At 36.3% G+C, this 15,070-nt stretch carries 12 protein-coding genes; 8 read left to right on the forward strand and 4 right to left on the reverse strand.

The genetic code is table 11. From position 1 onward, the window contains the following. Positions 1-31: 31 nt before the first annotated feature. Complete coding sequence (locus SOLCA_RS16550) at positions 32-952, forward strand: transglutaminase-like domain-containing protein (RefSeq protein ID WP_014681608.1); 921 nt, start codon at positions 32-34, stop codon at positions 950-952. A gap of 76 nt (positions 953-1,028) precedes the next feature. Here SOLCA_RS16550 and prfB read toward each other — a convergent pair. The 4 genes from prfB to SOLCA_RS16570 form a co-directional block, all read right to left on the reverse strand. Beyond that, positions 1,029-2,106, reverse strand: a protein-coding gene (gene prfB / locus SOLCA_RS16555; RefSeq protein ID WP_014681609.1) for a peptide chain release factor 2 whose coding sequence is annotated in 2 segments (ribosomal slippage) — positions 1,029-2,045 and positions 2,047-2,106 — 1,077 coding nt in all. Because the reading frame shifts where the segments join, the coding sequence is not laid out codon by codon here. A gap of 48 nt (positions 2,107-2,154) precedes the next feature. Beyond that, positions 2,155-3,627 carry a tetratricopeptide repeat protein gene (locus SOLCA_RS16560; RefSeq protein WP_014681610.1) on the reverse strand — a complete coding sequence of 491 codons (1,473 nt, stop codon included), beginning with the start codon at positions 3,625-3,627 and terminating at the stop codon, positions 2,155-2,157. Between the two features lie 150 nt (positions 3,628-3,777). Then, positions 3,778-4,521: a zinc ribbon domain-containing protein gene (locus SOLCA_RS16565; protein ID WP_014681611.1), complete on the reverse strand. Its 744-nt coding sequence runs from the start codon at positions 4,519-4,521 to the stop codon at positions 3,778-3,780. 27 nt (positions 4,522-4,548) lie between these two features. Continuing rightward, positions 4,549-5,643 carry a Nif3-like dinuclear metal center hexameric protein gene (locus SOLCA_RS16570; RefSeq protein ID WP_014681612.1) on the reverse strand — a complete coding sequence of 365 codons (1,095 nt, stop codon included), beginning with the start codon at positions 5,641-5,643 and terminating at the stop codon, positions 4,549-4,551. Positions 5,644-5,735: 92 nt separating this feature from the next. Between SOLCA_RS16570 and SOLCA_RS16575 the strand changes: the two genes are divergently transcribed. The 7 genes from SOLCA_RS16575 to SOLCA_RS16605 all read left to right on the forward strand — a co-directional run bounded on the left by SOLCA_RS16575 (position 5,736) and on the right by SOLCA_RS16605 (position 15,035). Beyond that, positions 5,736-6,404, forward strand: coding sequence for a hypothetical protein (locus SOLCA_RS16575; RefSeq protein WP_014681613.1), 669 nt, complete (start codon positions 5,736-5,738; stop codon positions 6,402-6,404). 7 nt (positions 6,405-6,411) lie between these two features. Then, positions 6,412-6,762, forward strand: coding sequence for a tRNA (guanine(46)-N(7))-methyltransferase TrmB (locus SOLCA_RS16580; protein ID WP_014681614.1), 351 nt, complete (start codon positions 6,412-6,414; stop codon positions 6,760-6,762). 191 nt (positions 6,763-6,953) lie between these two features. Then, entirely contained in the window at positions 6,954-8,375 is a 1,422-nt protein-coding gene (locus SOLCA_RS16585; RefSeq protein WP_014681615.1) for an L-serine ammonia-lyase, read from the forward strand. Between the two features lie 172 nt (positions 8,376-8,547). Then, positions 8,548-9,297, forward strand: a complete 750-nt coding sequence (locus SOLCA_RS16590; protein WP_014681616.1) for a ParA family protein — start codon at positions 8,548-8,550, stop codon at positions 9,295-9,297. Between the two features lie 126 nt (positions 9,298-9,423). Further along, positions 9,424-9,777: a SnoaL-like domain-containing protein gene (locus tag SOLCA_RS16595; protein ID WP_014681617.1), complete on the forward strand. Its 354-nt coding sequence runs from the start codon at positions 9,424-9,426 to the stop codon at positions 9,775-9,777. 145 nt (positions 9,778-9,922) lie between these two features. Further along, the gene (mfd, locus tag SOLCA_RS16600; protein WP_014681618.1) at positions 9,923-13,312 is read left to right on the forward strand and encodes a transcription-repair coupling factor; all 3,390 of its coding nucleotides are present in this window, start codon (positions 9,923-9,925) and stop codon (positions 13,310-13,312) included. Between the two features lie 115 nt (positions 13,313-13,427). Beyond that, the gene (locus tag SOLCA_RS16605; RefSeq protein WP_014681619.1) at positions 13,428-15,035 is read left to right on the forward strand and encodes a S8 family peptidase; all 1,608 of its coding nucleotides are present in this window, start codon (positions 13,428-13,430) and stop codon (positions 15,033-15,035) included. The last annotated feature ends 35 nt before the right edge of the window (positions 15,036-15,070 follow it).

Consider the following 15,070-nt stretch of genomic DNA (forward strand, 5'->3'; position numbering starts at 1 on the left):
TTAACTTATTGCCGAACATTTGAACTAAACGATGTCGTATATAGATATGGGGAATACATTGAGGGGAGATGAATTTATGATTGATAGAAATGAATTAACTTCATTGGTAAAACTTTTAGATGATCCAGACGAGCACGTTTTTGAGCACATCAAAAGCAGGCTTGTTTCTTTAGGGCCTGAAATAATTGATTTCTTGGAAGATGTATGGCAGCAATCGTTAGATGCTTTATTACAGGAACGGATTGAGAATATTATCCACAAGATTCAATTTAATGAAGTAAAGAAAGAACTGAACCTGTGGCTGCTTGGTGGAGCCTTTGATTTACTTTCAGGCATATTGGCTGTAAACAAATACCAATACCCTGATCTGGATGAACAAAAGATCATTAACCAAATCGATACTATAAAGCGAGATACATGGCTTCAATTAGGCTATGAAATGAGTCCGCTTGAAAAGGTGAAGGTTTTAAATCATGTGTTCTTCCATATACATGGATTCAGTGGCAACACTGTCAATCATCAGGATCCGCAAAACTCCTATATCAATCTTGTTCTCGAAAGCAAGAGAGGAAATCAAATTTCTCTGGCAATTATTTATTCATTAGTTGCTCAAAAGTTGGATATTCCTATCTATGGTGTTAATCTTCCACAACATTTCATTTTAGCTTATGTGGATGAGCAGGAGCGATTACTTCCGGGATTTGAAGCTGTAAATGGCGTTATTTTCTACATAAATCCGTTCAACAAAGGATTTATCTTCGGTAGAAAGGATGTTGACTTCTTTTTAAAGCAACTTAAGCTACCCCAACGTGATGAGTATTATGAACCTTGTTCAAATATTGAAATTATAAAGCGTGTTTTCAGAAATCTAATCAGCTCTTACAATAAGTTGGGTTATTTAGATAAAGTAGAAGAACTTGAGGAATTGTTGCAGGTAGTTGAAAGTCACTAATTTTATCACGAGATATAGATTGAGGGTTACGAGTTCATTTTTACTAAACAATTGTTCAATCGTAACCCCAAATCCATTAAAACTCCATGAGATAGGCCTTGATAAAATCATCAAGTTCTCCGTCCATAACAGCTTGTACGTTCGAAGTCTCCTCCCCTGTGCGTAAGTCTTTCACTAATTTATAAGGATGGAATACATAATTCCTGATTTGTGATCCCCATTCAATTTTCTTTTTAGTCCCCTCAACAGCCGCTTTGGCTTCATTACGCTTTCTTAATTCCAACTCATACAATTGAGATTTAAGCATTTTCAATGCCTTTTCTTTATTCTGCAGCTGTGAACGTTCCTGTTGACATTCAATAATTATACCCGACGGAGCATGCTTCAATCGCACCGCAGTTTCAACCTTGTTCACATTCTGACCGCCTTTTCCCCCTGCACGAAACGTGTCCCATGAAACATCTGCTGGATTAATTTCCACACTAATAGAATCATCCACTAAAGGATAAACATATACCGATGCGAATGAAGTATGGCGCTTAGCATTTGAATCAAATGGTGAAATACGCACTAAACGGTGAACGCCGCTCTCTCCTTTCAAATATCCATAAGTAAAATCGCCTTCAAACTCAAGCGTACAGGTTGTTATACCTGCTACATCTCCCGGCTGATAATCAATCTCCTTTACTTTATATCCATGCTTCTCGCCCCACATAATATACATACGCATCAGCATTTCGGCCCAATCACAGCTTTCTGTTCCACCCGCACCAGCATTAATCTTAAGCACTGCATTAAGCTGATCTTCTTCTCCACTAAGCATGTTTTTAAACTCGAGTTCTTCAACAACTTTAATTGTAGTGTCAAACTGTTGTTGCATTTCCATTTCAGAAACATCACCTTCTTTATAGAAATCAAAAAGCACATAAGTATCTTCTGCCGATGTGTTTACTATTGCAAACTCATCCGTCCATACTTTCTTGCTTTTAATATTGTGAAGGATTTTTTCAGCAGCCTTAGCATCATCCCAAAAAGTTGGGGCTAATGTCTGCTCTTGTTCAGAAGCTATTTCGTTAAGCTTATTGTCGATGTCAAAGATGCCTCCTCAGGGAAGCTATTCTATCCCTTAAATCTTTTATTTGTTCAATTGTCATGATACAAAGATAAATTTATGATGTGTAGTTGTGAAAATGAGCACGAAATTACTTAACACGTTTTAATCCAGCTTTGGCTTTTGCGTCAATGCTACTTTTATACTCATGACCTTTCATACCTAAGCACAACTGATAATATTGTTTAGCTTTCGGAGTATTATTCTGGCGTTCATATATTTTGGCCAAAGCTAATGATGAGTTCGCTGCAAAATACCATTGCTTACCAGATCCAGCATTAATAGTCTGCGAGTAATATTGAATAGCTTTAGCCTCATCCTGCAAACTGTCGTAAATCCGACCCATTCGGTAAGTATATTCCAGTTTATCTTTCTCGTCGGCTAACTCTGTGGTTTTTTTTGCCCTCAGTACACTTAAAGCTCTGTCGTAATAACCTCCATCATACAATAACCTTGAACCTAATAAATAAAGATCAGGCACTCCATCTTCAATTTCTTTCAGTGCGTGCTTGTCTTTATCATTAAAGCTATAACCTTTAGATTTTGCCTGATCAGATAATTCATTATATCTTTTTAAATCGCCTTTTAACAGAGCAGCCCATGCCATTCTGAGGTATGAATCTTTAATATTAAAAACACCCTGGTAATTATTGAGATATTTCTGGAAATAGGCAGCCGCATCATCATCCATCCTATTAAGCTTAGCTGTTGCAAGCAAATAGTCGATGTGTTTAAAGGATGTATAACTACTACTAACAGGCCGTGACATAAAAACAGAAATAGCCTCCGTATTATGTGCGGTTTTCATACTTACAAATCCTAAAACAAAGCTTTTTAAAAGGCAGCTATCACTAACCGGCTTAAGATACCGCATTGCCTTAGAATAGGCATTTTCGTCAGCAACTACATCATTCAACACATAGCTTAAATAGAGGGCAGTTTCGTCATAGAAAAACGAATATTCAGATTTAGGCATTTGGGCTAACGCTTGCTCCATAAGACTAACACCTGTTTTAATATCAGCATTTACACCTAAAGTATTCAACACCGTTTTTAAACTGGATGGCACATTACCCAAAACGATATTTAGTATACCTAAATCTTTATTATTAGGCAAAAACTGAGGAAATTTAGACCTGTTCTCTTTTAAATAACTATAAGCTCTGTTAATTTCCAGTGCTGAAGTATAATACTCTCCAAATCGAGCCCGCGTGATTGCCCACTGCATATTCACCTCTGCCTGACAAAATAGGTAATACGGAGATTTTTCGTCTTCTTTCTCTAAACGCCTCAATCTGGATGATTTATTACCTTTTAAGCGATTAAAATCAGCATGGCTTTCTGAAGTGAAAATAGTATAGAAATCCAGGTAATTTTCGAGCAACGCAGATATTGCATTGGTCGGACGCTCACGTTTTTCTTTTTCGATCAAAGCCTTTCCATGTTCCAGACGTAAAGAAACTATAGCCTTGTAAGCTTCAACACAATTAGCATTAAAATCGAAATTAGCTTTAGTGTGGACACTAATACTTAAGAGTAAAACAAGCGCAAATATTTTCTTCATAAATAATACAAAGCTGTGCCGCAAATTTAGCGGTTATAAGAAAGGAGTAGCAGCTGAAATTGTAATATTTCCAATAAGTTGGCACCAGATGTAAAAAAACACCCAGACGATTGGTCGCCTGGGTATTTATTATTTTTTTCTGATCTTAAATTAGATCGCTACTTCTTCCAAAGTAAATCCTTCATCAACAATGATACGTCCACAGTGTTCGCAAACGATGATTTTTTTACGTTGACGAATATCAGCCTGACGTTGAGGCGGGATTTTATTAAAACAACCTGAACATGAATCACGAGAGATCGTTACTACAGCAAGACCATTTTTAGCGTTTGATCTTAACTTTTTGTAAGCAGTAAGCAAACGATCTTCGATTTTAGCTTCTTGTCCGTTAGCTTTGTCTAACAAAACATCTTCTTCTTTTTGAGTTTCAGCAGTAATGCTATCCAACTCATCTTTTTTAAGAGAAAGATCTTTTTTACGTTCTTCTAAAACTGTAACTGCACTATCTAATGCAGTTTTCTTTCCTTGGATATCAGCCTGATGCTCGCGAATGCGTTTTTCGTTTACCTGAATATCCAATGACTGAAGCTCGACTTCTTTGCTTAACGCCTCAAATTCACGGTTATTTTTTACGTTATTTTGTTGCGTTTCGTATTTCTTGATGAGACCTTGCGATTCTTTAATATTGTTCTTACGCGTTACAATAGTATCTTCTAAATCATCAAGTTCATGCTTCAATTTATTGATACGCGTTTCTAAACCAGCCACTTCATCTTCTAGATCATTTACTTCCATAGGAAGCTCGCCACGTAACGTGCGAATTTTGTCTATTTTAGAATGGATAGTTTGTAAGTCCCAAAGGGCCTGAAGTTTTTGTTCTACTGTTGCTTCCATGTATGGCGAAACAAAAATTTGGATATGTTACAGATAGTTAACCGGGTTTGTTTTTACCCTGCTTAACAGAACGGCAAAGGTAGGAAATTTTTTTGACAATTTTTCAAGCAATAACTCTGATGTAAACTGCTCACTTTCAAAATGCCCGATATCAGCAATAACAATCTGACCATCGGCGTCAAAAAACTCATGGTACTTATAATCTGCTGTAATAAAAACATCTGCACCTGCTCGTATTGCATCTCTTAAAAGAAACCCTCCGGCTCCTCCACAAACGGCCACTTTTTTAATTCGTTCTTTTACCGGGTCTGTGTACTTTACTACACCAGCTTGCATACTTTGTTTTAGATGACGTAAAAATTCAATAAGATCTACTTCTTCCTCCAACTCAGCAATCATTCCTGAACCAACTTGAGGTAATACATTACTTATAGGGTAAAGATCATAAGCTACTTCTTCATATGGATGCGCTTTTAACAATGCTGCTATTATTTTTTTTTCCAGGTGAATTGGGTAAATAGTCTCAATTTTTACTTCTGCTTCTAATTGTAATTTTCCGGGAACTCCTGCAAAAGGAGAGGTATTATCATCGCCTTTAAAGGTTCCTGTTCCATCAACATTAAAACTACACTCACTGTAATTGCCAATCCGTCCCGCTCCGGCTACAAACAAGGCTTCTCTAACCTCAGCGGCTTGGGCAGTCGGACAAAAAGTTACTATTTTTTTTAACGTACCTTGTTTGGGTGATAAAATTGACTGGTTTATTAACCCTAACCTATCGCAAATCCTGGCGTTTACTCCATCCATCACGCTATCTAAATTAGTGTGAATTGCATACAAGGCAATATCATGTTTAATTGCCTTCATTACCACTCTTTCTACGTAACTATTACCATTAAAACGTTTCATCCCTTTAAAAACGATGGGATGATGCGAAACTATGAGATTCGCTCCCACTCTTATAGCCTCATCAACTACAGCTTCTGTACAGTCAAGGCTTATAATGGCTTTTGTAATATCCTGATCAAAATTTCCAACAATTAACCCTGCATTATCATATTCTTCCTGATAACTTAGCGGCGCAATTTGCTCAAGATAGGATGTTAAATCAATTAGTTTCATTCTAAATAAACTATATAAGTAACTGAAAATCTAAGAAGTAATTTAGTTTTTAAATAAAAAATATATCTTCGTTCTATCGTTAACAAAAACCAATGGACTACCTGGCGTTTATAGACAAATATGGACTTTATTTAATTCCCGCTTTGGTAGTGGCAATTATTAATTATAAAAATACGGCACAAAGTTATAAACCTATTTTATGGTATATCTTTTTTCTTGGTTTCTCACAATTAGTTGAAATAATTCTGTTAGAAATATATCGAAATAACTTACCTGCTTATAACATTAGTAGCTTAGTTGTCTTTTTACTTTTTCTTTATATCCTAAACTCATGGGGTTATTTAAATAAAAAAAACAGAAAGCTTATTGTTGCTTTAATAATAGTTTCAACAATTCTTTTTATCGTAGAGGTTATTTATAAGGGTAGCTTATTTATTGAAATCAATTACTCTAAAGCACTGTATTCATTTTTATCTATCCTTTTTGCCCTTAACGCTATCAATCAAACCTTATTTAAAGATTCTAGTTTGAGTATTTTGAATGCTAAAAATTTGTTTTGCATAACTATTATAATTGAATCTGTATTTTGGATTTACCTTGCCATTTTCTTGAACACAAGCTTCAATTTTACCTCCGATTTTTTAGAAGCTATTTATTTAGTTTACCGATACTGTAAGATCTTCGTAATTTCCTCTCTTTATTTCTTCACCTGTCTAAAAATTCCAAAATTAAATTCAAATTTTATAACTTTTAACAATTAATCTTCGTATGAAAAATTCAATTGACCCGGAAAAAGCAAAAAAAATAATTGAAAAGTTTCAAAAACAGTTTGGCAAATCCGATAGAAAAGTAGACAATTTTGACTTGCCGAATTCTGTTAGGCTTAGCCGTAAAGATGTTGAAGATATTCTAAAAGATGACTCTGTTGATGGTTTATTACTCTATTTTGCTATCGGAGAGGTAGAGGTTGATAATATTAAACGTCAATACTTAAATGTAGTAGCCACTGGATTACCTTCAAAAAAAACTGACCAAGAAGCTGCTGCTTTAAAAATAGCTTCCGAACCAACCTATTCGGAGGGAGGCTGCCCCTGCCCTGTTGTTAAAAGCTGCTGCTAATAATAATTTATAAAAAGGCCATGTTTGCACTCCATGGCCTTTTTTAAACTATTGGCTATACAAAATCAATTATTACTCAATTCCAATCAGTCGCCCGACTACTTTTTATTTATTTATAACTGATGCCAATACGCCAATAAAATTCTAACTTGCACCCACCAATCTAAAAAAATCTAAACTAATAAAACCTGATGGAGTCGATAAGTGCATTCGAAATCATTAAAGTGGGTATTGGACCATCCAGCTCACACACAATGGGACCTTGGAAAGCAGCAGAGCTTTTCATTGATGAAATTAAACAATCACAACCATTGGCTAACATTAGCCAAATCAATGTTCATCTTTACGGATCATTAGCCAAAACGGGCCACGGTCATGGTACTGATGTTGCGGTATTAATGGGCCTTGCTGGTGAAGATTACACCCAGATTAATACAGATACTATTCCAGAGAAAGTTAACGCTATTAAAAGCAGTAAAACTATTTTGCTTGGAGGTGTACATACCATTTCCTTTGACTACGATAAAAACCTGGTCTTTGAGTATGAACAAACCCTTCCTTTTCATGCAAATGGAATGGAATTTATTGCCATTTTTAATACTGGGGAACTTTTAAGTAAAAAATATTATTCAGTAGGTGGTGGTTTTGTCGCTACTGAAAATGATAATACGATTACTCAAAACGCCATTGTTACACCTTACCCTTGTCATCATGCAATTACCATTGCAGAAAACTGTGCAAAACTAGATGTTCGTGTATCAGATTTGGTAATGATTAATGAACAAGCATGGAGAACTGAAGAGGAAATTCGTCAACAAGCATTATACATTTGGAACGAAATTAAAAACTGTATTTTCAGAGGAGTTAACAAAACAGGTATACTTCCAGGTGGTTTAAATGTTAAACGCCGTGCCGCCGAAATGAACGAAAAACTTCTTGCAGGCCGTCACTGTGACAATGTTGATGAGTGGATAAGGGCGGTTAAAGCTTCGGATAAAAGTTTCACGTCCATTAATAAATGGATCAGCTGTTTTGCGCTGGCTGTAAATGAAGAAAATGCATCATTTGGCCGCATTATTACAGCACCTACCAATGGAGCTTCCGGAGTAATTCCTGCCGTATTAATGTATGCATGGTGTTTTGTAGATGGTTTTAATGAAGATAAAGTAATCCGGTTTATCATTACAGCCGGTGAAATTGGCACCATCTTCAAGAAGAATGCGACCATATCTGCTGCAATGGGTGGTTGCCAGGCAGAAATCGGTGTTTCTTCAGCAATGGCTGCTGCTGGATTAACGGAGTGTCTGGGAGGAAGTCCAGAACAAGTATTAATGGCGGCTGAAATTGCAATGGAACATCACTTAGGCCTAACCTGCGACCCAATTGGCGGTTTGGTTCAGATTCCTTGTATCGAACGCAATTCTATGGGAGCAATTAAAGCCATTACAGCTTCAAATATTGCTATTGAAAGCGATCCTAAATCGGCAAAAGTTAGCTTGGATGCAGTAGTTAAGTCGATGTGGGATACCGCCAAAGACATGAATAACAAATATAAAGAAACCGCAGAAGGTGGTTTAGCCATAAATATTCCGGTTAATAATGCGGAGTGTTAGATAGGATTACACTGATAATTGTGGGATTACACTGATTAGTTTTGCTACTGCTATTATTAAGATTTAATATTTGAAGCAATTACGATTTTGTATGTAGAACGATAATGTTTTATCTTACAACAATCTTAAAATAATCGGTGTAATCACACTATCATTGGTGTAATCATTTCTTATGAAAATTATCGCTATCTACAATCTGAAAGGAGGAGTTGGAAAAACAGCTACTGCTGTAAATTTAGCCTATTTAGCTTCTATTGAAGGAGCTAAAACCTTACTTTGGGATCTCGACCCGCAAGCATCAACTACCTTTTACTACCAGGTCAAAGCAAAAATAAAAGGTGGAATGAAAAAACTGATGGGTAATAAGTCAGAGATTGAAGAGGCTATCAAATCTACTCATTACGACAATCTGGACATTTTACCTGCCGATATTTCCACACGAAATCTTGATATCATCCTGGATGACATGAAGTCTTCTAAGAAAAGACTTAAAAACATTTTAAGTGAATTAAGCGGTGACTATGATTATGTATTCATCGACTCCCCTCCCGGTTTTTCAGTGCTTTCTGAAAATATTTTTTCAGCAGCTGATTATCTTCTTTTACCGATGATACCAACAACGCTCTCTGTAAGGGCTTTTGAAACGATCACTGAATATTTTCAGGATAATGGCCTTGAAAAGAAAAAAATAATTCCCTTTTTCTCAATGGTTGATTTGCGAAAAAACATGCATAAAGACATTGTTGATGAATATCAAAACAATAAGCATCTGCTTAAAACCAGTATAAATTATTCATCAGAGGTGGAGAAAATGGGCATTTTCCGAGCACCGTTGTCTGCATTTGCTCCCAGATCAAAATCAGCTAAAGCTTATCATTCCTTATGGAAAGAATTTAAATCATTGATTACAACAAAAAAATAATCAGAATCCCCGAAGTAATTTAATTTTTCTTAAAACAAGGGCAACAATGCTTCTGTTACTATTATTGAAAATTCTGTTAATTAAATTCTACTAATAACGATCTTTATTTATCCTCAAAAAACGATTATGAGTTACTTAGAAAAAGCAAAAGCCCTTTATGTAATGGTTGGTGAAGGTAAAATTCTTGAAGCCTTTGAGAAATTTTACTCGGATAGAGTTACAATGGAAGAATTAGGCGAAGAGCCTCGCAAAGGGAAAGAAATAAACCTCAATTATGAGAAAAATTGGCTCGCAGGAATAAAAGAGTTTCATGGTTCGGGTGTTGATGCCATTACTTCCAATGAAGAAGAAGGTGTAACAATGGTTGAAAGCTGGATGGACTTAACTTTCCAGAATGGTCAGCGAATGAATCTTGAACAAGTTGCAGTTCAGCGTTGGGAAAACGACCATATCGTTTATGAAAAATTCTATCATAAATAAGAAAATTTCACACACAGAGCTGCAAAGTATCATAAGAAACTTATTCTTTGGCCTCATTGCAGCTTTGCGTGTAAATTGTCACCTATCATCTTAAATCCTACCGATTCTCTAATTATTAAATTCCGATTATCTTTGCTGATAAGCAATGCAAACTATTCAGGAAATTCTTTCTCTCTATCAGAACGATCCTCGCTTACAGCAATTAGGATCGTTGATTCAATTACAGCAACAACGAATTCATTTAAAAGGATTAATTGGTTCGTCAGATGCAGTATTGTCAAACGCTCTTCATGCCTCTACAGAGCAAACTTTCATTTTTGTTCTGCCAACTTATGAAGAAGCGGTTTACTTTTTGAATGATATTGAAAACATTAGCGGTAAATCAGCGCTATTGTTTCCTGCATCGTATCGAAAACCTTTTGAATTTATTCAACCAGATTCAGGCAATGTTTTGCTAAGAGCAGAAGTTTTAAATGAAATAAAGTCAAAAAGTCGTTTATCAAAACTAATTGCTACTTATCCGGAGGCGTTGGCGGAGAAAGTTATTAGCAGAGAGACTTTAGAGAAAAATACGCTTGACATCAAAGTAAATGATAAACTCAGTATTGATTTCATCAATGAGTTTTTACACGAATATGCTTTCGAACGTGTTGATTTCGTTTACGAGGCTGGACAATACTCTGTGCGTGGAGGAATTGTTGATATTTTCTCCTTCTCTCATGATCTGCCTTACCGTGTCGAGTTTTTTGGTGATGATGTGGAATCCATTCGAACTTTCGATCCGGAAGACCAGCTTTCGGTTGCTAAAATGGACCGGATTACCATTGTCCCTAATGTTCAGTCTAAGCTGTTAACAGATAACAATACTTCGTTCTTAGATTATATTGATGAGAATTCGGTGCTTTGGTTCAAAGATGTAACGTTTACTTATGATATAATTGAAAAAGGTGTCAAAAAAGCGAAAGACCTTTATAAAGCACTTCCTGATGAAGAAAAAGGCATTCATACCGAATGGATGGACCCTAAGTATTTATTCGATGAAAGTTCAGCTGTAAAAAGAAACATCGACAGGTTTACAGTCATTGAATTTGGCAAGCAGTTCACTTATGAGCCAACTTCGGTATTCAATTTCGACTTAAAACCTCAGCCTTCCTTCAACAAAGATTTCAACCTACTTCAGCATAATCTTAACGAAAATATTAACGAAGATATCCATAACTTCATTTTTGCAGATAGCGCCAAACAGGTTGAACGGTTATATGCAATCTTTGCTGATCTTCCAAAAGAAGAAGGTGCTAAAACAAAAAGTTCCGGATTAAATGAAGTTCCTTTTACGCCTATAAACCTTTCCATTCATGAAGGTTTTGTAGACAAGGAATTAAAAGTCGCTTTTTATACAGATCACCAGATATTTGATCGTTATTATAAATATAAATCCCGTAAAACCTATACCCAATCCCAGTCGATTACACTTAAAGAACTTCGTGAACTAAAACCGGGAGACTTTGTTACGCACATTGATCATGGAATTGGTAAATATGCCGGTTTGCAAAAGATGGAAGTTAATGGCCAAATACAGGAATCTATCCGATTGGTATATGCCGACAATGATTTATTGTATGTTAACATCAATTCATTAAACCGAATTTCTAAATATACCGGTAAAGATGGCACTCAACCTAAGTTGAATAAACTAGGAACGGATGCCTGGGACAAACTAAAAAAAAACACTAAAAAAAAAGTTAAAGACATAGCCCGTGATCTTATTAAGCTTTATGCCCAACGGAAAGCAAAAGAAGGATATGCTTTTATGCCAGACACTTATCTTCAAAACGAACTAGAAGCTTCGTTTATTTACGAAGATACTCCAGACCAGGAAAAATCAACTGCTGATGTTAAAAAAGACATGGAGGCCCCTCATCCTATGGATCGATTGGTTTGTGGAGATGTCGGTTTCGGTAAAACTGAAGTGGCAATTCGTGCAGCATTTAAAGCAGTTACAGACAGTAAACAAGTAGCCGTTTTAGTACCAACTACTATTCTTGCATCACAACATTACCGAACTTTTAAAGAACGTTTAAAGGATTTCCCTTGTAACATTGATTATATCAACCGTTTTAAATCAAGTAAACAGATTAAGGAAACACTTAAAAAACTTGAAGAAGGTAAAGTTGATATTATCATCGGAACACATCGCTTGGTAAGTAAAGATGTGAAATTCAAAGACCTTGGCCTTCTGATTATCGATGAGGAACAAAAATTTGGTGTTACAGTAAAAGAAAAACTAAAATCGATGCGGGTAAACGTGGATACGCTAACGTTAACGGCTACTCCTATTCCCCGCACCCTCCATTTTTCATTGATGGGAGCCAGAGATCTTTCAATCATAAGTACTCCTCCAGCAAACAGACAGCCTGTAATAACTGAACTTCATGTTTTTAATGAAAAGATCATTAAGGATGCTGTTGAATTTGAGGTTGACAGGGGCGGACAAGTGTTCTTTGTTCACAATAGGGTAAGTGATATTCATGATGTTGCCGGGTTAATTCGCAAACTGTGTAAAAATGTAAAAGTTTGTGTTGGTCACGGACAAATGGAAGGAGAAGATCTGGAGGATGTAATGGCTGATTTTATTGAAGGCAAATACGATGTTTTAGTGGCCACTACTATTATCGAAGCCGGATTAGATATTTCCAATGCCAATACCATTTTAATTAATCAGGCTCATAATTTCGGTTTAAGTGATTTACATCAGATGCGCGGACGGGTAGGTCGTTCAAACAAAAAAGCTTTTTGTTATTTGTTGAGTCCGCCATTATCTGTTTTAACCCCTGAAGCCCGCAAACGATTAAGTGCCATCGAAGAGTTCTCCGATTTAGGAAGCGGCTTTAATGTGGCTATGCGCGATTTAGATATTCGCGGAGCAGGAAACCTGTTAGGCTCTGAACAAAGTGGTTTTATTGCAGAAATTGGATACGAAATGTATCATAAAATTTTGGATGAAGCTGTTCAGGAGTTAAAAGAGGATGAGTTTAGTGAATTATTTAAAGATGAAAAACCTCGTCCTTTTGTAAGCTTTACCACAATTGATACCGATCTTGAACTACTTATTCCAACCGAATACGTAAGCAGTACACAAGAGCGCTATAATTTATACAATGAACTAAGTCGTGTTGAAAATGAGACTGAACTTCAGGCCTTTTCAGATCAGTTAATCGATCGTTTCGGTCCTTACCCGCGCCAGGTGAAGGAATTACTAAACACGATGCGTTTACAATGGCTTGCAAAAGATATTGGATTTGAAAAGTTAATGCTAAAGAATAAAACGCTACGTGGGTTCTTTATCGCCAATCAGCAATCTCTTTATTACGAATCGGATCAATTTACCAAAGTGCTTAATTATGTGCAAACACACCAAAGGGAAAGCCGATTAAAAGAAGGAAAGAATGCACTTTCTATTACATTCGATAGTGTTCAAAACATTGAACAAGCAATCTCGATACTGGCCGAATTAGTTGGCGTGGAAGTATCCTAAATCTTTTACAAATTATTTTATTCCAAATTGTTTAATTTGAGGTTAATAAACTTTATACTCAGCCCGAAAGTAATTAACCTTAATCAAACATATTTTGAATTATAGATCGCATTTCATGACTAAAACACTCTCTATTTCATTATTTGCATTGTTAGCGAGTTCTGCCGCATTTGCACAAGCTCCAACACAAGCACCTGATAACTGGTTCAATCTTGATCCTAAATTGGATAAAGTACAAGGTGTCAGCACTGAAAAGACTTACAAAGAGCTATTAAAAGGCAAAAAATATCAATCAATTGTTGTTGCCGTAATTGACGGTGGGGTAGATACTACTCACGAAGACCTTAAATCAGTTTTGTGGAAAAACAGCAAAGAAATTCCGGGTAATGGAATTGACGATGATAAAAACGGGTACATTGACGACGTTTACGGATGGAATTTCATAGGCGGTAAAGACGGTCGCAATATCAACCATGAAACGATGGAGTTAACCCGTTTATATGCACCATTAGCTACAAAATTTAAAGACGGAAAACCACTCGATGCTTCATTGCAGCCGGAGTATGAAAAATACCTGAAGCTTAAATCAGACTACGAGAAAGAATTTAACGAAACTAAAGAGCGTTATGCTAACTACGAAGGATTTTTGCAGCAGTTAAACAAGATCAACTCCATGCTAAAAATGCAATTAAAAGTTGAAAAGCTAGATGTTGCTACTTTATCGAAGGTAAATACAGGAGATGAAAACATTAATAAGCTTGCCGGCAATCTAAAAAACATGTTGGAAGCCAATGGTAGCCCTGATTTGGATGACCAGATTGAAAAATTAGGTGAAGCCGTAGATGATTTAAAGGGACGCCTTGATTTCGGCTTAAATACAACCATTAATGAGCGTACAATTGTCGGAGATGATCCTACCAATTCAAGTGAGCGTTATTACGGAAACAATGATGTTACCGGCCCTGATGCAGGTCATGGTTCACATGTTGCAGGTATTATTGCAGCAGCCCGGAACAATGGAATTGGAATGAACGGCGTGGCAGATCATGTTAAAATCATGGCTGTTCGTGCAGTTCCAAACGGTGACGAACGTGATAAGGATGTTGCCAATGCGATCCGTTATGCTGTTGACAATGGAGCCAAAGTAATCAATATGAGTTTTGGTAAATCCTATGATTATGATAAAAAAGCAGTTGATGAAGCTGTTAAATATGCAGCATCAAAAGATGTTTTATTAATTCATGCTGCAGGAAATGACGCTTCTAACAATGACACAGTTGGTAATTACCCTAATAAAAACTTTATCAGCGGCGGAAGCGCAGCCAACTGGATTGAGGTCGGGGCACTTTCTTGGAAAAGTGGAGAAGAGTCAGTTGCAAACTTTTCAAATTATGGCAAAAAAACAGTTGACGTATTTGCACCTGGTGTAGATATTTACTCAACAGTTCCTTTCTCAAAATACAAATCGAATAGCGGAACAAGTATGGCCGCGCCTGTTGTTGCAGGTATTGCAGCTGTAATTCGTTCTTACTTTCCTAAGTTAACTGCCGAGCAGGTAAAAACTATCATTGTTAATTCAACTGAGAAATTCCCAACACTGCAGGTTGTTGCACCTGGTGCTGAAGATAAAAAACAAGTTAAGTTCAGTGACTTATCTATAACAGGTGGAGTAGTTAATCTTTACGATGCTGTTAAATTAGCGGCTACAATGTCAAAGAAATAGAAAACTAATTTCTTATAAATAAAGGAAAGACGATC

The organism is Solitalea canadensis DSM 3403, from assembly GCF_000242635.2.
Lineage (GTDB): Bacteria > Bacteroidota > Bacteroidia > Sphingobacteriales > Sphingobacteriaceae > Solitalea > Solitalea canadensis.